Here is a 20,819-nt window from a genome sequence, read left to right on the forward strand (position 1 = left end):
ATCTGACGCGACACGCCCCGGCCCCAACGTCGGGGCGTTTTGATTTTGCCGCGCAATCGCGCTTGCCCCGCCGCCGCTTCTGAATATGGTGCGCGCCGAAACGCCAACACCTGCCCGGAGCACAAGACGCCCATGGCCACGCCCACCACACCGCCGAAGAAAGTCGTCCTCGCCTATTCCGGGGGGCTCGACACCTCGATCATCCTGAAATGGCTGGAGACCGAATTCGGCTGCGAGGTCGTCACCTTCACCGCAGACCTCGGCCAGGGCGAGGAGCTGGAGCCGGCGCGCCAGAAGGCGCTCAAGATGGGCATCCCGGAGAAGAACATCTTCATCGAGGACCTGCGCGAGGATTTCGTGCGCGACTATGTCTTTCCGATGTTCCGCGCCAATGCCGTCTATGAGGGCGTCTACCTGCTCGGCACCTCCATCGCCCGCCCCCTCATCGCCAAGCGCCAGATCGAGATTGCAGAGCAGGTCGGCGCCGACGCCGTCTGCCATGGCGCGACCGGCAAGGGCAATGACCAGGTCCGCTTCGAGCTTGGCTATTACGCGCTCGCCCCCGACATCCGCGTCATCGCCCCCTGGCGCGACTGGGACTTCAAGGGCCGCTCGGATCTGCTGAAATTCGCCGAGGAGCAAGGCATCCCCGTGCCCGCCGACAAGCGCGGCGAGGCGCCCTTCTCGGTCGATGCGAACCTCCTGCACACCAGCTCAGAGGGCAAGGCGCTGGAAGACCCGGCCGAGGAAACCCCGGACTTCGTCTATCAGCGCACCGTCAATCCGGAAGACGCGCCGGACCAGCCGGAATACATCACCATCCAGTTCGAGAAGGGCGATCCGGTCGCCATCAACAATGAGGAGATGTCGCCGGCGACCCTGCTCACCGCGCTCAACGAATATGGCCGCAAGCACGGCATCGGCCGGCTGGACCTTCTGGAAAACCGCTTTGTCGGCATGAAGTCGCGCGGCATCTACGAGACGCCCGGCGGCACCATCCTGCTGACGGCGCATCGCGGCATCGAACAGTCCACGCTCGACCGGGGTGCAGCCCACCTCAAGGACGAGCTGATGCCGAAATATGCCGAGCTCATCTATAATGGCTTCTGGTGGAGCCCGGAGCGCGAAATGCTGCAGGCCGCCATCGACCATTCGCAGCGCTATGTGACCGGCGAGGTCCGCCTCAAGCTCTACAAGGGCAACACCATCCTCGTCGGCCGCTCATCGCCCTACTCGCTCTACAGCGGAAAGATCGTCACCTTCGAAGACGACCGCGGCGCCTATGACCAGAAAGACGCTGAAGGCTTCATCAAGCTGAACGCGCTGCGTCTGCGGCTCTTGGCTGGCCGGGATAAAGAGGCGGGGCGGAACTAGACTAAGGAGTCGTTCTAGCGGATTTAGTACGGGCGAAAACGCCGAACAACAAGCGCCCGATCAAGCTAAAACCAAATAATGCCATGATGATGTTAAACAGCATTACCGTGGCGCTTCCGTCGTTCGTCAGCACCATGCTGTCTTGCATTACAGCCGGGTAGTAGTTTGTAAGCGCTCCAAACGAGAACAAGTCTAACATTCTGAGATAATATTCGAATCCATATTGAGGGATGTCAAAAAGCCCTCGATCACCATCGATGCGCTCGGCTATCCCACCGAATGCAAAGCAGATCATCATGAAAAGCGATACTGCCGCCAAAGGTCTCACCCAAGCTGGTTGAACCTTGGGAAGTCGAATGGATGCCATCGCTATAAGTATAACGTATACGCAAAGCGCAAACGGAAAGAGGATATAGTCGAAGGTAAACTGCACCGTGTCATCGCCAGCAAGTTTCACTCTGAAGCTGAATGAGGACAACATTACTGAATAGAGAGTTAGACTCAGCCATAGAAGCGCGGCGCTTCTGTCTCTTATTCGACCTACCAAAAATATTGATAGAAACGTCACTATTGGCGCAGCCAAAAAGCTGACAGCCAAGCTAGCTTGTAGCACGTAAGCGTCCAATCTGGCATCCTCCGACCAGAACAAAATGGATACGAGCAGGATATTCCGCAAGTTGTCATGGCTTGTGCGTCAAGATTGACACTCCCACCCCGCCCCATCGGGGCCACACACCCTGAGCCTTTGCCTTCATCCCCTCACACTCTGATCGCTGATACCTGATCCGGGCTGGCCTGCATCTTGTCCGCTCACCCCGGCTTTCGCCGGGGTGAGCGGAGGGGGAGCCAGGCTGACCTCCCATCTACGCAATCTTACGGATGGCCACGGGCCCGCCCGGGGCGCAGGGTTGGCGTACAGGCTTCGTGGAGGGAAGCACGCAATGGATATTGGGAAGCTCTCGATCGACCCGCTGGCGGTCGGCGCGCTTGCAGGCTTTGGCGCGCTGGTGCTGATCACGCTCGGCCTCGTCTTCTGGTTCATCCGCCAGTCCGGCAAGAAGCCCGGCGAGCTTTAGGGCCGCACTCCTTTTCCCCTCTCCCGGTTTCGGGAGAGGGGGCAGGGGTGAGGGCTCCGGCGTTGGCATTATTCGCCAACCTGCCGACACACGCACCGTTGCAGCCCTCATCCCCGGCCCTTCTCCCGCATTCGGGAGAAGGGAGCAGAGTTGACGCCTCCGCCGTTTCCGGCCACCTCGCTCCCCCATGACCATCCGCCCCTTCCAGCCCGCAGACCTCTCCGCCCTCTATGCCATCAACCAGGCCTCCACGCCCGGGGTCGGCCATGAGGATGAAGCCGAGGGGCTGGCCGCCCTGTTCGCCATGGGCACCTGCCTCGTCGCCGCAGACGAGGCCGGAACCCCCACCGGCTTCATCAACCTGATCGAGCCCGGCACACTCACCTATCCGAGTGACAATCTGCGCTGGCTCGAACGCTGGATGGCCGATCACGACACCACCATGCTCTATGTCGACCGCATCGCGATTGCCGAGGCCGCTCGCGGACAGCGCATCGGCCAGCAGCTCTACGAAGCGGCGTTTGACCTCACACGCGAGCGGGACCGCACCTGGCTCACCTGCGAGGTCAATACCGACCCGGACAATCCGGGCTCACACCGTTTCCATGCCCGCCTCGGCTTCAAGCGCATTGGCGAGACCCGCTACCGCGAAGACTATGCCGTCGCCTTCTACGCCCGGCGGGTGTGACACCAATCCCCTCCTCCCGCGTCCGGGAGAAGGGGGCGGCATCGGCCTGCTCCCGGTGCCAGGGTCTTTCTCGCCCCGGTGACAGACGGCGATCATCATGTCCCAAAACGGGGGGTGTCGGAGCGAATTTGGATAGTTTCCAGCGCGGGGCCGTCATTGCGGCGGACGGGCCGGGATGGAGGCGGGATGGGACGATCCTGCCGCCCGCTGCCTCAGAAGTGGACTGAAACCGGACTAAAACCGGACTGTTTCCGGACTGCCGTTTTTCGTGGATGGCCTGTGGGATGTTTCCCCGCCCATCCCTCACCGCAGAAGCTGCACCATCGCATAGCGGTTGAGCGCGTCTTCATCGATGCCGAAGCCCGGATCCTCGAGCTGGCGGTGCTTGCCATAATTCATCTGCGCCTCGAATGCCGCGCGCGGCACGCCCATTTCAACAAGCTGGTTCTCAACCACGGCCGAGCGCTGGCGGCAGGCGCCTGTCATGCTCTCACCGGCCATGCAGCCCGAAACGACACGCAGGTATCCGGGCCGCTCGCCCTCCACATGCGGGCGCGCGACATAGGTCGCGAAGGCCTTGAGATTGCTTCGCGCCGCCGCATCCAGCGTCGCGGAATCCTGCGCGAAGAACACAAACAGGCCATCGTCCAGGAGCTCGTATTCCGGCGCACCTTCTACAGTTCGCGCCATGAAGGCCGCCCGTCCGGCGGTCTGCATCACATCCTTTCGCCAGGGCGTCACCAGGTCGGAGATCAGCGTCGAGACGCCCAGCGCTTCCTTCATCTGGCCTTCGGTCACGCGCCGTTTTCCGTCCGTGCCGGCTGGCCCTTCCTCCGGCGCTCCCTTGCCGACAATGTCATAGAGGGAGGTGACCTCAGGCTCGGCAGTGTCCCGTGTGCCGGACGCTGAAAGCCCAGTTTTTTCAGGGCTTTGCAACTGGTCGATCCGCGCCTCGACAAGGCTGCGGCTGCCGGAATCCGGGAAGGCGGCGAGAAAACTTTCCAGCACCCCGACACTGTTGGAGGACAGGGACGCCGTCAGCGCAGCGGCTTCCGAGCGGGCCGCCTCATTGCTGTCGCAGCCGGCAAAGCAGAAGTCGGCATTGCCGCGCAGGCCGCTCTCGATCCAGGGCTGCTGGCGGTAATTGGTCCGCTGCTCGACCCGCGTCGCGACCCGGCGGAATAGCGTCTCTGCCGCGATGCCGGGCGTGGCGATCAGCTCCGACAGGGCCAGCGTGAACTCGCTATTGCCGACCGTCCCATCCTCGGCGACAGCGCCCGGTGCGGTCGAATAGGCGATCAGCGTGCCACGCACCCGGCCCGTCGCCGCAAGACCCCCGCCGGTATTGCGCACCGCCGAGGGCAGCGGATTGTTGCGGCAGGCGTCCAGAATAATGAAATTTGCCGCGTTTCCGGCGTTGTCGAGATAGCGGAACAGGAGTTCGAGCCGTGGGGCGTTGGCCCAGACATCGGCCTCGTTATAGGCCACAAGGTCTGTCGGGATGAGATAGTTCAGCCCCTCTGACTGCACCCCATGGCCGGCATAGAAGAAGAAGCCCGTCGCGTCCGGTCCGGCCTCTTTCAGCCGCGCGCCGAACGAGGCGAAGGCCTCCTCCATCTCGTCTTCATCAGCATTGAGAACGATATCGACCTCGAAGCCGAGGCCCTCCAGCGCCGCCTTCATCAGGCGTGCATCGCGCGCCGGGTTTTCGAGCGTCCAGCCCGGCGTGTCATAGGTGGAATTGCCGATCACAAGGGCGACCCGCGGCTCGCTCGCACCTGTCTGCGCGCCCGGCATGGCGGCTGCGGCAAGCGCAAAAAGCCCGGCAAGGGCCGTCAGAATCCAGATACGCATTGTCTCTCTCCCACCCTGAAGATGAGAAGAGACTAACCGCAATTCCCGCATTTGGAAGAGGTTTGGGAGAGCGATAACGAGGGGCGCCTGGCCACAGTGTGACCGGCGCCCGCCCGTTCCCCCTGGAGGCCGTCAGGCCTCCGCAATGCTGCCAACTGCGCTTTTCGCAGGCCGTTTTCCGAAACGGAAAGCGGCCGGGCGTTCATAGAGCACAATCAGCGGCGTATTCCTGATCAGCCGGTGGAAGACAAGCGGCGCGGCCACAGCGAAGACCAGGACGACAAGGCTGGCCGTTCCGACATCCGGAATGAGACCGGTGGTCGCGAGCCCTTTCTGGGCGACCTTCATGGGAATGAAGAAGGTCAGGTAGATGACGATCGAATGCTTGCCGGCATACCGCAGCAGCCCGCCCACCTGGAAACGCGACAGCAGCGAAGCGATCGTGACGATGGCAAAGGCACCGGCAAACCCGAGCGCGAGGCTCATACCCGGAAGCTCGCTCCAGCCGATATGCACCAGTTCGAGGTTCCAGGCCGCCCAGCAGAGCAGTGCAGCGAGGGCCACTTCCCAGCTCTTGGCGACCTTGCGGGCCAGCGCAAAGATGAAAGGCGCGAAGGCATAGCCGGCGAAGAAGAAGACATACCAGTTGGCAAACCGGTTGGTGACCGACCAGCCGGTCTCGATCGCACCGGCATAGAACGCCACGTGCAGCAGGCAGGCGCCCATGAAGACACCGACGACCGGCAGGTCCTTGATAAGGCGCGTAATGACGTAGAAGACGAGCAGCTGGTGGATGAACCACAGGCTCGACGCCGGGAAGATCAGCTGCTTGGCGAAGATCAACGCCACCGCGCCGGGGTCGCTCAACAGCAGGTTTGCCTCGAAGGCCACCGTCTGCAAACCAAGCCAAAGTATGTAGAAATAGGCGAAGTGGACGACCTTCCGGTCGATATAACTCGCCAGCGGCCCGTGGATCGAGCGCGACAGGAACAGGCCCGCAATCAGGAAGAAGTCCGGCATGCGGAACGGTTTGGCGAAGGCGACGACATCGTGCATCCAGCCCGTGCTGTGCACCATGTCGCCATAGTTCAGCGTCGAGTGCATCATCACCACCAGGATGATGCAGATGCCCTTGCCGTAATCGACCCAGTTTACGCGGTCTTCAGCCATGTCCCACTCCTCGGGAGAAAATCACCTGAGAGGCGAGACGCAAGAATCATGCACAATTTTGAAGGGGTATCTGTCTCCAATTGTGACAGGCTGGCACAGGCCTGCCGCCGAATGGTCTTGGTTTCAGCCAAGGCCTGACACAGGATGACGGTTCAGTAATGAAGACCCGGGGGCTTCCGGTGTGACGCAAACCGTGTTTGAAACGCTGCGATTGCAAGGCCCCGCCGGGGAGAAGGGTTTGTAGGAGGCATCATGGCAACGCTGGCTCTGGTTGATGATGACGAGAACATCGTCGCTTCGCTGAAAATGTTTTTCGAAGCCGAGGGGTATACGGTTAAGACCTATTATGACGGTCTCTCCGCTCTCTCTGGTCTGACCGAGGCCCCGCCGGATCTCGCCATCCTCGATGTGAAGATGCCCAAAATGGACGGCATGGAGCTGCTGCGCCGTCTGCGCCAGACCTCCGAACTGCCGGTCATCTTCCTCACTTCCAAGGATGAAGAGATCGATGAGGTGATCGGCTTCAATATCGGCGCCGACGACTTCGTCCGGAAACCCTGTTCCAACCGTCTCCTTTCGGAACGGGTCAAGGCCGTGCTGCGCCGGTCACGCGGCGGCGAACCGGGCTCCGAGGATGGCGACCAGAAGCCGATCATACGCGGGCGCCTCACCCTCGACCCCAACCGCCATGCCTGCTCCTGGGATGGCGAACCGGTACGCCTGACGGTAACCGAATTCCTGATCCTGCAATCGCTCGCCAACCGCCCCGGCTACGTCAAGAACCGCGACCAGCTGATGGATGCGGCCTATGACGACCAGATCTATGTCGACGACCGCACCATCGACAGCCACATCAAGCGGCTGCGCAAGAAATTCCGCGAAGTCGATGACGAGTTCGACGCGATCGAAACGCTCTACGGCGTCGGCTATCGCTATAATGAGAGCTAGGGCGCTCAGGCGCCCTTGATCTGCAAGGCCCCGAGATAGTCCCGCTTGCCGAGCGGGACGCCCTTCATGCGGAGGATGTCGTAGGCCGTCGTGGCGTGGAAATAGAGGTTCGGCTTCGAGAAGGAGAACAGGAACCCTTCCGCCGTAAAGGGCATTTCCAGGTCCTTGAATTTGAACACCACATCCTTGCCCGAGAGCGCATCGACGTCTTCGCGGCTCAGCGTGTCGAGTTTCTGCCTTGCTTCAGCCAGCAGCGCCTGAAAACCGGCATAGTCGGTTTCGGGGATGCTCGAAGCGGCATGAAAGACACCGGCCTCCACGCCTTCGATGGCCTCGATCGAGTGATGGATCACGGAATCGATCTGAAAGGTGAGCGGCAGCATGTCCTCAAAGATGCGCTCACGCAGCAGGTCGTCCGGGCTGCGCCCCTTCGCTTCATAGTGTTGGGCGCCTTTCTCGAGCACGCCCTGTACGCTGCCCACCATTTGCAGGAATGGCGGGATAACCGTGTCGTAAAGCGAAAGCGTCATGGCGTTTTTCCTCTTCGTCTGTGTCGCAGGAAGAGCGCTAATGCCTGTCGCCGCACCCGGCAATAGGATGCTTTGGGGGCTTTGCTCCGGCGCCCCATCCCCTTATGCCGGAACGGAAAGACAAATGGAGACCAGACCATGGCAGATGCCGAAAACACGATCCTCATGGAAACAACCAAGGGCCCGGTGAAGATCGAGCTTCGCCCCGACCTCGCCCCCAATCACGTCGACCGCATCAAGGAGCTGGCGCGCGAAGGCTTCTATGACGGCATCGTCTTCCACCGCGTGATCGACGGCTTCATGGCGCAGGCCGGCTGCCCGAACGGTACGGGCACGGGCGGCTCCGACAAGCCGGACCTGAAGGCCGAATTCAACGCAGAGCCGCACGTCCGTGGCACCTGCTCCATGGCGCGCACCAACCAGCCGCACTCGGCAAACTCGCAATTCTTCATCGTCTTCGATGATGCCCGTTTCCTCGACAAGCAGTACACCGTCTGGGGCCAGGTCGTCGAAGGCATGGACAATATCGACCAGCTTAAGCGCGGTGAGCCGGTCCGCGATCCGGACTCCATCGTCTCCATGAAGGTCGCTGCCGACACCTGAAGCGTTAAGCGCGAGGGGACAGGACCGCTATGGCCAGGCAGGACGAAACAGCTAAGCGGGGCATCCGGGAACGCGGCAAGCAGTTCTTCGGATCGCGCATTGCCCGGCTGATCTTTGCGTCCAACCTGGCCGGGCTCGCCATTCTCATTATCGGCGCAATGGTGCTGAACGAGATGCGGGCGAGCTTCGTGGTCGCCAAGAAGCAGGACCTAGTCGGCCAGGCCCAGGTCTTCTCGAACCTGCTGGCCGAGGGCGCAACCTTCGGCCAGCCGCAGCCGGTCATGGACGAGGATCTGGCGCGCGCCACGCTCGCCGACCTCTCCCTGCCGGTCTCTGTGCGCGGCAAGGTCTATACCTCTGACGGTGAACTTGTCGGTGACAGCTACTTCCTGTCCGACCGGGTGATCGTCTCCTCCCTGCCCCCGCTGCAGGAGCCGAGCCAGCTATCGAAGATTGGCCGCTCGCTTTCGGAATGGGCGGTTTCGACCTTCGGCGCGCTGATCCCCAACCGGGGCGGCGATGCGGTCCGCACGCAGACCTTCCAGCAGGAATTCACCGTGGCGCTGGGCGGAGGCGAGGCAGCCAGCCAGCGCTTCAACGATCGCGGCCAGCGCATCATTTCAGTGTCCGTGCCTGTGCAGCACGTGTCGGCGGTTGTCGGGGTCCTGACGCTGGAATCAAATGATATCGACGATATTATCCGTGCCGAACGCGCTGCCCTCATCCCTTTCATCGGTGTGGCCGTGCTTGTCGCCCTGATCACGTCCGGCCTGCTGACGATCGGCATTGCCCGGCCGCTCAGGCGCCTCGCCAAGGCGGCGGATGATGTCGGCTCCGGCGCGACCCAGCATCTCGACCTGCCAAAGGTGACCCGCCGGCGCGACGAGATCGGCGCGCTTGCCAATTCCATGCAGGACATGACCGAAGCCCTGTTCGAACGCATTACCTCGAATGAGCGTTTTGCCGCCGATGTTGCGCATGAGCTGAAGAACCCGCTCACCTCGATCCGCTCGGCTGTCGAAACCGCTGAGCGGGTACAGGATAATCCTGAATCGATGCAGAAGCTGCACAAGGTGATCGCCCAGGATGTCGGCCGTCTCGACCGGCTGATCACCGATATCTCCAATGCGTCCCGTCTCGAAGCCGAGATCACGCGGGTGCCCACCGAAACATTGAATATCGGCCGTTTCGTCGAGGACATTGTATCGACCTATGAGCATCTCGGGCTGGAGGGCGACCGGGCGACGGTGGCCTTCAAGGACGAGACGATGGGCGCCGGGTTGCGTGTGCGCGGCCGCGAAGGCCCGCTCGGACAGGTGATACGCAACCTGATCGACAATGCCCTCTCCTTCTCGCCATCCGATGGCACGGTCACCGTTCGCCTCGACCAGGACCGCATTGGACCGCAGACCACCGCGCGCATCATCATTGAGGATGAAGGCCCCGGCATTCCTGACGACAAGCTCGAGAAGATCTTCGACCGCTTCTATACCGACCGGCCCAAAGGCTCCGCGTTTGGCAAGAATTCCGGGCTTGGTCTCTCCATCGTGCAGCAGATCGCGATCACGCATATGGGGCAGGTCTGGGCCGAAAACCGTGATGAAGGCGGCGCACGCTTCATCGTTGAATTACCGGCCAATTAACCCTCCCGCAGTCGAATCCGCTTGACCTCCGTGTACTGTCTGTCAGCATCAAAGGGCGGCTGGGTCGATTGGTAGAGGGCAAATGATTGGAATTGTGGTTGTCAGCCATGGCAAGCTGGCACGCGAACTAGTCAGGGCGACGGAGCATGTCGTCGGCGAACAGGAATATTTTCGTTCGATCTCGATCGAGGCCGAAGATGATATTGATGCGCGCCGTGAACAGATCCGCGAGACCGTCGCCGCCTGTAATACCGGCAAGGGTGTAATCATCGTCACCGACATGTTCGGCGGCACGCCGTCCAATCTCGCCATCTCCGTCATGCCCGACGCAAAGATCGACGTCATCGCCGGTGTGAACCTGCCGATGCTCATCAAGCTCGTTGAAGTCCGCGACCAGGTGAAGTTCGACGAAGCCGTCCGCGTTGGACGTGACGCCGGACAGAAATATATCCGTGTGGCGTCCGAAGTCATGGACCGCACAGCGTGAGCGAAACGGATACGGCCATAGAGAAGACGGTGAAGATCGTGAACCGCAAAGGCCTGCATGCGCGGGCCTCGGCCAAGCTTGCCCGGCTGGCGGCCACGCTCCCTGCGCCTGTATTCGTCATCCGCAACGAGGAAGTGGCGAATTCACACTCCATCATGGACCTGCTGATGCTGGCCGCGCACCAGGGCAGCGATGTCACGATCCGGGCCTCCGGCAAGGGGGCCGAAGCTTCCGTGGACGCCGTCGCAGAACTCATCGCTGACGGCTTCGGCGAACGCGACGAGGAAGACTAGGTCCTGGCCTAGAGCACCATCGGCGCGATGAAGTAGCCGATGGCCGTGATGATCACGATACCGATAAGGTTCACCCTCAGTCCGCGCTTCATCATGTCCGCCATGGCGACCTCGCCGCTGGCATAGATGATCGCGTTCGGCGCGGTCGCCACCGGCAGCATGAAGGCACAGGAAGCGGCAACGGCAGCCGGGCCCAGCAGGCTTTCCGGGGCTGTCCCGATACCGATGGCGAGCGCGCCAAGAATGGGCGCCAGCGTCGTCATCGTCGCGACATTGGAGGTCAGTTCCGTCAGGAAGATGACCAGCGTCACCACCGCAGCGATGAAGAAGATCGGCGGCAGGACAGACAGCACGCCAAGCTGCTCGCCTATCCAGGTCGACAGGCCGGTGCGCGAAACGGCATTGCCGAGCGCGATGCCGCCACCGAACAGGATCAGCACGCCCCAGGGTAGCTTTTCGGCTTCCTCCCAGTTGAGCAGCGCCCGGCGCTCTCCCGCGCCTGCCGGGATCAGGAACATCAGCACCGCACCGAAAATCGCGATCATCATGTCGACCTGTGCGCCGCTATAGGTCGACAGAAGCGGCCAGCCGGCCGACTCCAGCCCCCGCACGATCAGCAGCCGCATCACCCAGAGAAAGGCGATCAGGCCAAAGATGCCGGCCGCCCGCGCTTCAGGCGCTGTCATCTTTCCGAGTGCATGCAACTGATGGCGGACATCATCACGCACCGCCGCCCCGTTCCCGAGCTTGGGCAGGCCGCGCGTCACGCTCCACCATGCAACCGGAACAAGCAGTATGGCAGCCGGAATGCCGAAGGCCATCCATTGCGGAAAGCCGATCGTCGCCCCCGCTTCAGCCTGCAACCAGTTGATAGCAATCAGGTTGGTCGGTGTCCCGATGGGTGTCGCAACGCCCCCGATCGAGGCGGCGTAACAGATGCCGAGAAGAAGCGCGGCTGTAAACTTGTGCGTATCCCCGCCGAGTGCCCCCGCCGCCGACAGCGCAATCGGCACCATCATCAGGGTCGACGCGGTGTTCGAAATCCACATGGAGAGAAGCGCGGTCGCAATCATGAACCCCATGATCAGCGCTTTTGGTGCCGTCCCGACACGGGCGACGACATTCAGGGCAATGCGCTTGTGCAGGTCCCACCGTTCAATCCCCATCGCAATCACGAAGCCGCCGAGCAGCAGGACGACGATGTGGTTCATATAATCCGCGCCAACAGCTTTCGGGCTGCCCGCATCAATGAGCGGCAGCACAACCAGCGGCAGCAGCGACGTTGCCGGGATCGGGATCGCCTCGGTGGCCCACCAGACCGCCATCCAGACGAGAAGGCAGGCTGTGCCCCAGGCAGCGAAGCTCAAACTCTCCGGTGCTCCCGCCAGCAGAAGGATGAGCGCCAGCGCCGGACCAAGCACGAGACCTACAGATTTCACGGTAATTGTTCTTCCTCCCATAGCGGCGCAATGGGCCAGCCGGAGGCAACAAGGTCAAGTGATTTCAAGGCGTTTCAGCGCTCGAGGACAAGATCGTCCCGGTGAATGACAGCCGGCCGGCCGCGATAGCCGAGGCGGGCTTCGATATCATCACTGTGAGCCCCTGCCAGACGCTGCACATCGGCGGCATCATAGGCCGTCACACCCTTGGCGACGATCTCGCCGCCCGGCCCCTTGATGGCGACGGCTGCGCCCTTTTCGAAACGTCCCTCTAGGCCGGTCACACCGACCGCGAGCAGGCTGGACCCTTTCACCAGCGCTTTCACCGCGCCCTCATCGACCAGCACGGCGCCTTCGGGCGTAAGATGCCCCTTGAGCCAGGCCTGACGCGCGGTGGCCGGAGAGACAGGCGGAACGATCCAGGTTGCACGCTCACCGGACTGGAGCGCCGCGATCGGCCGGCCCCGGTCGCCCAGTGTGATTGCGGTGGCACACCCTGCCCCATAGGCGATCCGGGCGGCCGAGAGCTTGGTGGCCATCCCGCCGGAGCCCACGCCGGTTTCAGCATTCGCCGCCCCCGCCATGGCCTCATGGGCATCGGTCAGCTCGAACAGTTCCGCGATATGCGTGGCAGACGCATCCTTGCGCGGATCGGCGGTGTAGAGCCCGTCGATATCCGACAGCAGGATCAGCACGTCGGCACTCAACATTTGTGCGACCCGAGCGGCGAGCCGGTCATTGTCGCCATAACGGATTTCCTCGGTCGCCACCGTATCATTCTCATTGATGACGGGCACGGCGCCCGCCCCGAGCAGCGTATCCAGTGTCGCCCGCGCATTCAGCCAGCGCCGGCGGCGTTCGGTGTCTTCCAGCGTCAGCAGGGCCTGGGCAGCCTTGATGCCATGCGGCGCGAGGGCTTCTGCAATTGCGGACATCAACAAGGGTTGGCCCAGCGCGGCGGCGGCCTGTTTCTCTTCCAGTTTCTTCTGGCTGCCCTTGCCGAGATGCGGCCGGCCAAGCGCCACGGCGCCTGAAGAGACCCAGACCACATCCTTTCCGCTTATCCGAAGGGCGGCGATATCCGCGGCAAGGCCCTCCAGCCACGCCCGGCGCGGCTCCCCTTTCGAGGCGATCAGTGCGGAGCCGGTCTTGATGACAATCCGGCGGGCGGTGTCGAGCGGGGAGCTCATCAGGGCTGCCAGCCCTCTTCGGACTCGTCCTCTTCAATCTCAGCCGCCTCAAGATGACCGAGTTCCTTTGCGATCAGGCCAAGGGCCTTGCGCACACCCGTGCCGGCCACCGATGAGATACGAAGCGGTTCGTGCCCGCATGCCGCTTTCAGGAGCGCCGCCTGTTCGTCGACCATGTCCTCGGTCAGCGCATCAACCTTTGTCAGCGCGACGATCTCCGGCTTTCCGGCCATCGACACTTCATACTCCTCGAGCTCGTGGCGAATGGTTTTCCATGCGCCCGCAACATCATCCTGCGTACAGTCGACCAGATGCAGCAGCACCTTGCAGCGCTCGACATGGCCGAGGAAGCGGTGGCCGAGCCCAGCCCCCTCCGCGGCGCCTTCGATCAGGCCTGGAATGTCGGCGAGCACAAAACGTGTGCCGGGTCCGAGATCGACCACGCCCAAGCCCGGATGCAGTGTCGTGAAAGGATAGTCGGCGACCTTCGGCTTGGCCGCTGTGGCCGCGCGGATGAAGGTCGACTTGCCGGCATTGGGCAGGCCGAGAAGGCCGGCATCCGCGATCAGTTTCAGGCGCAGCCAGACGGTGCGTTCCTCACCCTCCTCGCCCGGATTAGCGCGGCGCGGTGCGCGATTGGTCGAGGATTTGAAGTGGAGATTGCCCCAGCCGCCATTGCCGCCACGCGCCAGCATTACGCGCTGGCCAACTTCGGTGAGGTCGGCGATCAGTGTTTCCTGGTCTTCCTCGAAGATCTGCGTGCCGACGGGCAGCTTTACGATCTTGTCCTCACCGCCTCTGCCGTGGCGCTGCTTGCCCATGCCATGGCCACCGCGTTCAGCCTTGTGGTGCTGCTGGTAACGGTAGTCGATCAGCGTGTTGAGCCCTTCGACGGCCTCGGCATAAACGTGTCCACCACGTCCGCCATCACCGCCATCGGGCCCGCCGAATTCGACATAGGCTTCGCGGCGGAAGGAGGATGAGCCCCGTCCCCCGTCGCCAGCCTTGATATAGATCTTGCACTGATCGAGGAATTTCATGCCGCGTCTTTAGCGCGTTACGGGCTCCGGCGCTACGGCACAGAACAAGCCTCAAGCAGCGTGCGGGAGATCCGTTTCTTCCGGAAACCGGACGACTTGCGCTTTCCGCCTGATCAGGGCCTTGCGGCCGACTGTTTGTAGCCAGGCTTCCGGTCCCGACATGATCGCCCAGGCTGCGGCAAGAACAATCGCCACCACAGCCACGAACAGCAGAGGACCATACGGGATGTATGCCGCCAACCACGGCGTCAGGCACATGCCGAAAGCAAAGTGGTTGAGATAGAGCGGATAGGTCATCAACCCGGTTTTCTTCACCCACGGCGCGCCGAAATGACGGGCGATGAACTCGCTGCGGAAAACACTGGCAATAATGACGCCCATGGCAGCCAGCCAGATACCGAGCGCAAGCGGGACCTCATAGAGATTACCGCCAACAACCTCGTAACCCTTGAGTGCGCGGCTCGTGATTTCAGCGAGACAGAAGAGGGTGAAGAGGCCCACAGCGCCAAATTCATAAGCCGACAGCCGGGTGCGAGCCGCTTTCCGGATCAGCATGCCCAGCGCGAAGAATACACCGTGCCACAGCAGTGCGACCTTGAACGGGAAGCGGTGCAGGGTGTCGGCGATGGGCAGGTTCATCCCGCTCGCAATAAGGTAGCCTGCGATGAAGACGGCACTCACGCCACCAAGCAGTAGCCCGCCGGCATCCAGCAGGGGGCGGCCAAGACGCGCGCCGATCAGGATAAGGGCGGCGACATAAACATAGAACACCGCCTCCAGGACCAGCGTCCACACGACGCCATCAATGTATGGCCCCTGCGGTGAAAGGATCGCTGAGCGAAAGAAAGCATTGGCGCCTTCTGCCAGCGGCATGCCCCAGGCCAGCTGCACACTGAGGGCAATGAGCGAACAGATCCAGAGCGCCGGGAAGACCCGGATGCCCCGCTTGACGATAAAGTCACGCGCTGTCGCCTTTTCAGCACTGGCCGCGATGACAAATCCCGAAATCACGAAGAACACTTCGACGCCGACCCAGCCCCCGGCACCCACCCAGCCGAGCCAGCCAAAGGCCCGTTCGTCCATCGTGGTGATATAGGACGGCGATGCCGAACCGAACGTGCTGAGGTGGAATAACAAGACAAGGAAAGCCGAGCCGAAACGAACCAGGTCCAGCCCGTAGAGGTGCTGCTTCTTCGTCATCGCCGTCCCTTTCGAGGCCGGCAATTGTCTGAACGTGTACCCTTCTGGCACTCATCACCGCCGGCTTTTTGTCCAACAGCCAGGCGGAGCAAGACCTATACCATCGGGGGCTGTTTGCGGCGCACGAAGACGTGGTCGATTTCGCGGTCACGGCCGAGGCAGAAGACGGGACTTGTGCCCGTGTGTTCGAAGCCAAGCTTCTCCAGAACGCGACCGGAAGCCGGATTGTCGATGAAGTAGCCGGAGATCAGATCTTCAGCCTGCCCGCGCCCCTCCAGCCAACCGATCAGGGCTCGCGCGGCCTCCGTTGCCACACCACGCCCCCAGTCCGAAGGCACCACCCAGTAGCCGATCTCGAAAGGCTGGTCGGTCGCGGGCCGGTGGGCACCGATGGTGCCGATAATCTCTTCCGCTTCGATGATGAGAAAGACGTGGTCGATCCCCAGCTCACTGCCGCGCTCTGTTCCAAGGATCCAGCGGCCTGTCTGCTCTATGGTTTGCTGCGGCGGGATACGGGCCACCTTCTCGTAAATGCGCGGGTCACGCACCAGCGCCGTCACCGTCTCGGCATCGGCAAGCTGCGGCGGGCGGAGCCGGAAGCGCGCTGTCTTGATGTCGCTCATCACCTTCTTTCACCCGGGCATCCATGTTCGGCATAGAAAAAGGGGAGACAGTTACCCGTCTCCCCTCGGAATGTCTCTTGCTGAAGGCGCAGCTTATTCAGCCGCGTCAGCCACCGGAGCGACAGATACATATTGCCGGTCGCCGCGCGAGCGCTTGAACTCGACCCGGCCTTCTTCCAGCGCATAGAGCGTGTGATCCTTGCCCATACCGACACCCTTGCCCGGATAGGTCTTGGTGCCGCGCTGGCGGATGATGATGTTGCCAGGGACAACGTGCTGACCGCCGAACTTCTTCACGCCGAGATATTTCGGGTTTGAGTCGCGGCCGTTACGGGATGAACCGCCTGATTTCTTGTGTGCCATCGTGGCGCTCCTTCAACTCGTCTTGAAGCCCTATATCAGACTTCAGGCGTCCTTTGCCAGTTGCTTGGCCTGCTTGGCCCACTCGTCACGCTCGATGCGGCCGCCGAGACCGGCTTCCTCGTCGAGTTCCGTAATCTGGGCCTTCTTGAGATCAGCGATCTGCCAGAAGTGGAAGATGCCAGCCTCATTGAGCTTCTTCTCCATGGCCGGGCCGACACCGGTGATCTGCTTGAGATCATCCTTCTTGCCGTCAGCCTTCTTAAGGCGGCCGCGCTCATCGGTCTCGGGCTTGGCGTCTGCCCTGGCTTCGGCCTTCTTCGGCGCAGCCTCTTTCTTGGGAGCCGCTTCTTTCTTAGGAGCAGCCTTGGTCTCGGCCTTTGCAGCCTCTTCCTTCTTCGGAGCGGCTTTGGTCTCGGCCTTGGGGGCCTCTTCCTTCTTCGGCGCGGCAGCTTTCTTCGCTGTCGGCTTCTTGCCGTCAGTCAGGATCGACGTAATCGTGACAACGCTCTCAAGCTGGCGGTGCCCCTTCTTGCGCCGATAGGTGTTGCGCTGGCGCTTCTTCATAATGGTGACCTTGTCACCCTTGCGCTGGGTAGCAACTTCACCGACCACGCTTGCGCCTGCGACCAGCGGGGCTCCAACGGTCACATCCTTGCCATTGCCAAGCATAAGGACATCAAAGGTGACATCCGCGCCAGCGTCGGCTGCGAGTTTTTCGACGACAATCTCGTCGCCTTCGGCGACTTTATACTGTTTGCCACCAGTCTTGATGACCGCGAACATGGCCTCGTCCTTCCGGCAGGGTAAAATTCATAAACTGAGTGTCCGCACGCGTCCCGCGCCGGACATGAAGGCGCGGATAAACACTATGAAAGCGTCCGTGTCAAACCCTGACCTGCATGACATATGGGGCTTGCACGCAGTGAGGCCGCACGCTATGTCCGCGCCCTTACGGAGAGGTGCCGGAGTGGTTGAACGGGGCGGTCTCGAAAACCGTTGAGCGCTTTTGGCGTTCCGAGGGTTCGAATCCCTCCCTCTCCGCCACGCAGACCCTGATTTGAAAACCAGATCCGGATTGCGCCCTGATCGCCCGCCACTGGCGGGCTTTTTCTTGAGCTGCCGTCTCTGCTCGCCCGATTTTCCCTGCTCTTCCCGCAATTTTCGCCAGTCGTCTCTAACGGCCACTTTCGCCAGATCTCTTAGGCCCGCTTTCCCTGATACCCCCCGATTTACAGGGTATTTTGCAGAATTATCAGGGACGGGCTTGGAATCCACTTCCCGCAAATGCAGTGTTTACAAGGGGTTAGAAGTCAAATTCCCTAAACCACGGAACAGGGAATGGAAATCCGCGGATCAGGGAATTTGATTCCGGGAACAGGGAACGGCATCGGAAGATCAGGCAAACGCAAATCCAAGCACTTCTGCCTGGCGATCCCAGTCCAGCGGGATGTCTGTACGCAGCAGCTTTTCGAGGCTGAGATCGGCGGGCTGGCGGCCATCCAGAATGGCCTGAACGATGGCCGGCGATAGGAAAGCGAGCTTCAATCTCTGACGCAGCGGCGATGTCGTCCAGCCGATGCGCCTGGCAATATCCGGCAGCGATGCGCCGGCCTTCCATTCTTCCGCCCAGGCATGCGCACGCGCGACAGCCTTGATCAGCGTCTCATCCCGGTTCGGTGTTTCAGCGCCAAGAATGAGGATCGTCTCGACCCCGCGCTTGCGTTCGGTGAAAGCTTCAACATGCACCAGCGCATCCCGGGCAATGTCTTCACGGCAGAGCCCGCACGCCTCAGCAATCGCATCCGGATTGACAGCCAGCCGCATCTCGCCCGGCTTAAGATCGATCCGCTCGACAAGTCGAACGAGAGCAGGTGTCTGGTTTGCGGTCAGCTGCTCACCAAGCCTCGATAGAGCAGCTCTAACTCTGGCAAACGTTTCAGCGCCGGGAGCGACAAGCAATTGCTCCGGCGCCTTCTCCAGCCAGTTGCCAATCGCTTTGGCGACCGCCGACTCCAATTTTGCAGCTGGCAGTCGCCATCCGGCGGCGTATGCCTCGTCACCTTTCATCACGCTTCTGGAAACATAGTAGCGCCAACGTCGTCCTCTCGTCGTGGCATAGGTGGGCGTGAGCCGATTACCGGCTTGATCGAACAATCGCCCGGTCAGAGGTGATCCCTCCGTCTTGATTGCACCACCCTGCCCGCGCTGGCGCCCACCTTTGGCAATTAACGCTTCCTGGATACGGCTCCAGATCGCTTCCTCGATGATCGCGGGATGGTTCCCCGGATAGGCATTTTCCTTGTGCCGGATCATCCCGCGATAGACGGGATTGGTGAGGATGGAATGGAAGGCCCCGCGGGACATCACGCATCCGCCCAGCGACTTGCCGCTTTTGAAGGTTCGCCTCTTCGATCGGATGCCTTCCAGCTCTGCCTGCCGGGCGATGCGGCCAAGACAGCGATGCTCGTCATACAGATCGAATATTCGCTGAACCTGCTTGGCCTCATCCTCGTTGCGGACAAGCTCCCGCGTGTTCGGATCGGGATGCGGATCGTAGCCAAGCGGCGCCAGCCCACCCATCCAGAGGCCCCGCTTTGCTGATGCTGCGAGCTTGTCCCGGATGCGCTCGGCCGTGACCTCCCGCTCAAACTGGGCGAATGACAGCAAAACGTTGAGCGTCAGCCGCCCCATACTGGTCGATGTGTTGAAGGCCTGCGTAACCGACACAAACGAGCAATCCGCCTTGTCGAACCGCTCAACCAGCCGAGCGAAGTCTGCCAGTGACCGCGTCAGCCGGTCGATCTTGTAGACCACCACCATGTCGATGCGACCGGCATCAATATCGTCGAGCAGTGACTGAACTGCCGGGCGTTCAAGATGACCGCCCGATATCCCGCCATCGTCATAGCGGGTCTCGACCAGCTTCCAGCCCTCATGCTTCTGGCTTTCAATATAAGCCTTGCAAGCCTCCCACTGCGCATCGAGCGAGTTGAAGTCCTGCTCCAGCCCCTCCTCGCTCGACTTCCTGGTGTAGATTGCGCACCGGATAATCTTCTTCGCCATCAGCCAGTCTTTCGCTGCAGGCCGAAGAAACGCGGCCCCGACCAGCGAGCGCCCGTGATCTCGCGAGCGACGGCACTGAGGGACCGGTATGTCTTACCGCGATACACCGCACCTTCCTTGGTGACGTCGACAACATGCCGAACGCCATTCCACTCGCGGACCAGCCGGGTGCCCGTCGTTGCTACCTTTGCCGGCGACTCCGGCACCCCATTCGCTACGATAGCCTGAAGAGCGGACCGGGTCCGCTTGCGGAGCCCGCCATGCTGTCGAGCCTGGAGCTCATAGGCGAGAAGCCGCGCCAGAAAGGGTGTGCTGATTTTCCTGGGCAGCGCGCCGAACTCCTCCAGCGACCACAGCTCCAGCAGGTCCCCACGGGACATATCCCGCAGGGCATCCAGCTCGGTCGGTACATCGACCGGCATGCTCAGGCTTTCTCCAGGCGGTATCGCGTACATCGTTCACCCTCTGCAGGTGGCACCTTTTCAAGCTTGCCGTCGCCGGCCCGCAGGCGTGTCAGCGCGGCGCGAACTGTATGCGGCAGCCAGTCTAGGGCTTTCGACAGTTCGTTGACGGTGACGCCCTCCGCTTTGCCGAGCAGCTGGATCAACTGCTCGCGCTTGGTGAGAGGCTTCTTTTTCGTTTGGGTCTTGGTTGCTTTGGCCATGTGGCCCTCCTTCAGTCAGATTGCAGAAGCGATCATCCGCTCCCACTGACTGAAGGCCCGACCTGGCCGAAGGTGCGGGCAGCGCGGTCTTTCTATTGTGGCGCTTGCACACTGACGCTCTGTTGCGCGCTGAAGTCCAGTCGAAAGTCAGCTGTCCGGCCGATTTTTCCGATGGGCTTCCAGAGCACTCTCTGCGAGTTCTATCGCCTTTCGTGCATTCGCGATCGCAAGCGCGGCCAGCTGTTCAAACATCAACCCACAAAGTTTCGGCGACTGGGCCTGGACAGCCGCCTCATGCGCGTCTTCCAGCGCCATGGTGACATCCGCCATGAGCTTCTTCGGGAGGTCGTTTCGAGCCATGACCCGACGAATGCTCCAAATGGCGTGTTAGTCCAGACACAGTGAGACTGCTTGTTCCCGAAACCAGTCATTAGGTGTTGTTGTCAAACTCAGGATTCTCCGAGCGATCTGATCGCATCGAGTGAGCTGGAACATCAGTCTCCGTGAGCACACGGATGACCTGAGCCCCGATTGGTCCCGCATTTGAATTGAGAGTCTGTCGTTATGGAGA

23 protein-coding genes and 1 tRNA gene are annotated in these 20,819 nt (G+C 61.6%); 9 read left to right on the forward strand and 15 right to left on the reverse strand.

Translation table 11 applies throughout. The features are described from left to right. Window positions 1-132 precede the first annotated feature (132 nt). The gene (locus tag Q1K29_RS17330) at window positions 133-1,374 is read left to right on the forward strand and encodes an argininosuccinate synthase (RefSeq protein ID WP_300396545.1); all 1,242 of its coding nucleotides are present in this window, start codon (window positions 133-135) and stop codon (window positions 1,372-1,374) included. A 1-nt stretch (window position 1,375) separates the two neighbouring features. On the opposite strand, the gene Q1K29_RS17335 is transcribed toward Q1K29_RS17330, so the two are convergent. Further along, the gene (locus tag Q1K29_RS17335; protein ID WP_300396546.1) at window positions 1,376-1,831 is read right to left on the reverse strand and encodes a hypothetical protein; all 456 of its coding nucleotides are present in this window, start codon (window positions 1,829-1,831) and stop codon (window positions 1,376-1,378) included. 484 nt (window positions 1,832-2,315) lie between these two features. On the opposite strand from Q1K29_RS17335, the gene Q1K29_RS17340 reads away from it, so the two are divergent. After that, a complete protein-coding gene (locus Q1K29_RS17340; RefSeq protein WP_300396548.1) occupies window positions 2,316-2,450 on the forward strand; it encodes a hypothetical protein in 135 nt (44 codons plus the stop codon). A 187-nt stretch (window positions 2,451-2,637) separates the two neighbouring features. Continuing rightward, window positions 2,638-3,138, forward strand: a complete 501-nt coding sequence (locus tag Q1K29_RS17345; protein ID WP_300396550.1) for a GNAT family N-acetyltransferase — start codon at window positions 2,638-2,640, stop codon at window positions 3,136-3,138. 303 nt (window positions 3,139-3,441) lie between these two features. Here Q1K29_RS17345 and Q1K29_RS17350 read toward each other — a convergent pair whose 3' ends face one another. Both Q1K29_RS17350 and Q1K29_RS17355 read right to left on the reverse strand, forming a co-directional pair. Then, entirely contained in the window at window positions 3,442-4,992 is a 1,551-nt protein-coding gene (locus Q1K29_RS17350; protein ID WP_300396552.1) for a caspase family protein, read from the reverse strand. A 132-nt stretch (window positions 4,993-5,124) separates the two neighbouring features. Further along, on the reverse strand, window positions 5,125-6,162 hold the full coding sequence (locus tag Q1K29_RS17355) for an acyltransferase family protein (RefSeq protein WP_300396554.1): 1,038 nt from the start codon (window positions 6,160-6,162) through the stop codon (window positions 5,125-5,127). A 252-nt stretch (window positions 6,163-6,414) separates the two neighbouring features. Between Q1K29_RS17355 and Q1K29_RS17360 the strand changes: the two genes are divergently transcribed. Beyond that, window positions 6,415-7,110 (forward strand): response regulator transcription factor, encoded by a 696-nt coding sequence (locus Q1K29_RS17360; RefSeq protein WP_300396556.1) that lies wholly within the window; start codon window positions 6,415-6,417, stop codon window positions 7,108-7,110. A 5-nt stretch (window positions 7,111-7,115) separates the two neighbouring features. On the opposite strand, the gene Q1K29_RS17365 is transcribed toward Q1K29_RS17360, so the two are convergent. Next, window positions 7,116-7,640, reverse strand: coding sequence for a DUF1993 family protein (locus Q1K29_RS17365; protein ID WP_300396557.1), 525 nt, complete (start codon window positions 7,638-7,640; stop codon window positions 7,116-7,118). A gap of 138 nt (window positions 7,641-7,778) precedes the next feature. Here Q1K29_RS17365 and Q1K29_RS17370 point away from each other — a divergent pair, with 138 nt between their 5' ends. The 4 genes from Q1K29_RS17370 to Q1K29_RS17385 all read left to right on the forward strand — a co-directional run bounded on the left by Q1K29_RS17370 (window position 7,779) and on the right by Q1K29_RS17385 (window position 10,666). Beyond that, the gene (locus tag Q1K29_RS17370; protein WP_300396558.1) at window positions 7,779-8,243 is read left to right on the forward strand and encodes a peptidylprolyl isomerase; all 465 of its coding nucleotides are present in this window, start codon (window positions 7,779-7,781) and stop codon (window positions 8,241-8,243) included. Window positions 8,244-8,272: 29 nt separating this feature from the next. Further along, window positions 8,273-9,886, forward strand: coding sequence for a stimulus-sensing domain-containing protein (locus tag Q1K29_RS17375; RefSeq protein ID WP_300396559.1), 1,614 nt, complete (start codon window positions 8,273-8,275; stop codon window positions 9,884-9,886). A gap of 82 nt (window positions 9,887-9,968) precedes the next feature. Further along, complete coding sequence (locus Q1K29_RS17380; protein ID WP_300396560.1) at window positions 9,969-10,373, forward strand: PTS sugar transporter subunit IIA; 405 nt, start codon at window positions 9,969-9,971, stop codon at window positions 10,371-10,373. Next, on the forward strand, window positions 10,370-10,666 hold the full coding sequence (locus Q1K29_RS17385) for an HPr family phosphocarrier protein (RefSeq protein WP_300396561.1): 297 nt from the start codon (window positions 10,370-10,372) through the stop codon (window positions 10,664-10,666). Before Q1K29_RS17380 ends, Q1K29_RS17385 begins: the two co-directional genes overlap by 4 nt. An 8-nt stretch (window positions 10,667-10,674) precedes the next feature. Here Q1K29_RS17385 and Q1K29_RS17390 read toward each other — a convergent pair whose 3' ends face one another. From Q1K29_RS17390 to rplU, 7 genes are all read right to left on the reverse strand, one after another. Beyond that, window positions 10,675-12,105 carry an SLC13 family permease gene (locus Q1K29_RS17390; RefSeq protein WP_300396562.1) on the reverse strand — a complete coding sequence of 477 codons (1,431 nt, stop codon included), beginning with the start codon at window positions 12,103-12,105 and terminating at the stop codon, window positions 10,675-10,677. 74 nt (window positions 12,106-12,179) lie between these two features. Continuing rightward, complete coding sequence (gene proB / locus Q1K29_RS17395) at window positions 12,180-13,295, reverse strand: glutamate 5-kinase (protein WP_300396563.1); 1,116 nt, start codon at window positions 13,293-13,295, stop codon at window positions 12,180-12,182. Then, window positions 13,295-14,335 carry a GTPase ObgE gene (gene obgE, locus Q1K29_RS17400; protein ID WP_300396564.1) on the reverse strand — a complete coding sequence of 347 codons (1,041 nt, stop codon included), beginning with the start codon at window positions 14,333-14,335 and terminating at the stop codon, window positions 13,295-13,297. Before obgE ends, proB begins: the two co-directional genes overlap by 1 nt. A 51-nt stretch (window positions 14,336-14,386) precedes the next feature. Then, a complete protein-coding gene (locus Q1K29_RS17405; protein ID WP_300396565.1) occupies window positions 14,387-15,535 on the reverse strand; it encodes an acyltransferase family protein in 1,149 nt (382 codons plus the stop codon). 95 nt (window positions 15,536-15,630) lie between these two features. Further along, window positions 15,631-16,158, reverse strand: a complete 528-nt coding sequence (locus Q1K29_RS17410) for a GNAT family N-acetyltransferase (RefSeq protein WP_300396566.1) — start codon at window positions 16,156-16,158, stop codon at window positions 15,631-15,633. Between the two features lie 93 nt (window positions 16,159-16,251). Beyond that, entirely contained in the window at window positions 16,252-16,521 is a 270-nt protein-coding gene (gene rpmA, locus Q1K29_RS17415) for a 50S ribosomal protein L27 (RefSeq protein WP_300396567.1), read from the reverse strand. Window positions 16,522-16,563: 42 nt separating this feature from the next. Next, window positions 16,564-17,304 (reverse strand): 50S ribosomal protein L21, encoded by a 741-nt coding sequence (gene rplU / locus Q1K29_RS17420; protein WP_300396568.1) that lies wholly within the window; start codon window positions 17,302-17,304, stop codon window positions 16,564-16,566. Window positions 17,305-17,474: 170 nt separating this feature from the next. Between rplU and Q1K29_RS17425 the strand changes: the two genes are divergently transcribed. After that, window positions 17,475-17,565, forward strand: a tRNA-Ser gene (locus Q1K29_RS17425). Window positions 17,566-17,916: 351 nt separating this feature from the next. On the opposite strand, the gene Q1K29_RS17430 is transcribed toward Q1K29_RS17425, so the two are convergent. The 4 genes from Q1K29_RS17430 to Q1K29_RS17445 all read right to left on the reverse strand — a co-directional run bounded on the left by Q1K29_RS17430 (window position 17,917) and on the right by Q1K29_RS17445 (window position 20,608). Next, complete coding sequence (locus tag Q1K29_RS17430; protein WP_119379862.1) at window positions 17,917-19,584, reverse strand: recombinase family protein; 1,668 nt, start codon at window positions 19,582-19,584, stop codon at window positions 17,917-17,919. Next, window positions 19,584-20,006: a DUF2924 domain-containing protein gene (locus Q1K29_RS17435; RefSeq protein WP_119379861.1), complete on the reverse strand. Its 423-nt coding sequence runs from the start codon at window positions 20,004-20,006 to the stop codon at window positions 19,584-19,586. Before Q1K29_RS17435 ends, Q1K29_RS17430 begins: the two co-directional genes overlap by 1 nt. Before the next feature lie 2 nt (window positions 20,007-20,008). Further along, window positions 20,009-20,248, reverse strand: a complete 240-nt coding sequence (locus Q1K29_RS17440) for a DUF3489 domain-containing protein (protein ID WP_119379860.1) — start codon at window positions 20,246-20,248, stop codon at window positions 20,009-20,011. Between the two features lie 147 nt (window positions 20,249-20,395). Then, window positions 20,396-20,608, reverse strand: a complete 213-nt coding sequence (locus tag Q1K29_RS17445) for a hypothetical protein (RefSeq protein WP_300396570.1) — start codon at window positions 20,606-20,608, stop codon at window positions 20,396-20,398. Between the last annotated feature and the right edge of the window lie 211 nt (window positions 20,609-20,819).

It is taken from the genome of Henriciella sp. (genome assembly GCF_029937755.1).
In the GTDB taxonomy this organism is placed as follows: Bacteria; Pseudomonadota; Alphaproteobacteria; order Caulobacterales; family Hyphomonadaceae; genus Henriciella.

Bases quoted from the DNA above. Each gene is read 5' to 3' on its own strand.
- Q1K29_RS17370 (WP_300396558.1), top strand. From the start codon at position 7,779: ATGGCAGATGCCGAAAACACGATCCTCATGGAAACAACCAAGGGCCCG.
- Q1K29_RS17330 (WP_300396545.1), top strand. From the start codon at position 133: ATGGCCACGCCCACCACACCGCCGAAGAAAGTCGTCCTCGCCTATTCC.
- rpmA (WP_300396567.1), bottom strand. From the start codon at position 16,521: ATGGCACACAAGAAATCAGGCGGTTCATCCCGTAACGGCCGCGACTCA.
- rplU (WP_300396568.1), bottom strand. From the start codon at position 17,304: ATGTTCGCGGTCATCAAGACTGGTGGCAAACAGTATAAAGTCGCCGAA.
- Q1K29_RS17380 (WP_300396560.1), top strand. From the start codon at position 9,969: ATGATTGGAATTGTGGTTGTCAGCCATGGCAAGCTGGCACGCGAACTA.
- Q1K29_RS17360 (WP_300396556.1), top strand. From the start codon at position 6,415: ATGGCAACGCTGGCTCTGGTTGATGATGACGAGAACATCGTCGCTTCG.
- Q1K29_RS17435 (WP_119379861.1), bottom strand. From the start codon at position 20,006: ATGCCGGTCGATGTACCGACCGAGCTGGATGCCCTGCGGGATATGTCC.
- Q1K29_RS17430 (WP_119379862.1), bottom strand. From the start codon at position 19,584: ATGGCGAAGAAGATTATCCGGTGCGCAATCTACACCAGGAAGTCGAGC.
- Q1K29_RS17355 (WP_300396554.1), bottom strand. From the start codon at position 6,162: ATGGCTGAAGACCGCGTAAACTGGGTCGATTACGGCAAGGGCATCTGC.
- Q1K29_RS17410 (WP_300396566.1), bottom strand. From the start codon at position 16,158: ATGAGCGACATCAAGACAGCGCGCTTCCGGCTCCGCCCGCCGCAGCTT.
- Q1K29_RS17440 (WP_119379860.1), bottom strand. From the start codon at position 20,248: ATGGCCAAAGCAACCAAGACCCAAACGAAAAAGAAGCCTCTCACCAAG.
- Q1K29_RS17345 (WP_300396550.1), top strand. From the start codon at position 2,638: ATGACCATCCGCCCCTTCCAGCCCGCAGACCTCTCCGCCCTCTATGCC.
- Q1K29_RS17445 (WP_300396570.1), bottom strand. From the start codon at position 20,608: ATGGCTCGAAACGACCTCCCGAAGAAGCTCATGGCGGATGTCACCATG.
- proB (WP_300396563.1), bottom strand. From the start codon at position 13,295: ATGAGCTCCCCGCTCGACACCGCCCGCCGGATTGTCATCAAGACCGGC.
- Q1K29_RS17405 (WP_300396565.1), bottom strand. From the start codon at position 15,535: ATGACGAAGAAGCAGCACCTCTACGGGCTGGACCTGGTTCGTTTCGGC.
- Q1K29_RS17350 (WP_300396552.1), bottom strand. From the start codon at position 4,992: ATGCGTATCTGGATTCTGACGGCCCTTGCCGGGCTTTTTGCGCTTGCC.
- Q1K29_RS17365 (WP_300396557.1), bottom strand. From the start codon at position 7,640: ATGACGCTTTCGCTTTACGACACGGTTATCCCGCCATTCCTGCAAATG.
- obgE (WP_300396564.1), bottom strand. From the start codon at position 14,335: ATGAAATTCCTCGATCAGTGCAAGATCTATATCAAGGCTGGCGACGGG.
- Q1K29_RS17375 (WP_300396559.1), top strand. From the start codon at position 8,273: ATGGCCAGGCAGGACGAAACAGCTAAGCGGGGCATCCGGGAACGCGGC.
- Q1K29_RS17340 (WP_300396548.1), top strand. From the start codon at position 2,316: ATGGATATTGGGAAGCTCTCGATCGACCCGCTGGCGGTCGGCGCGCTT.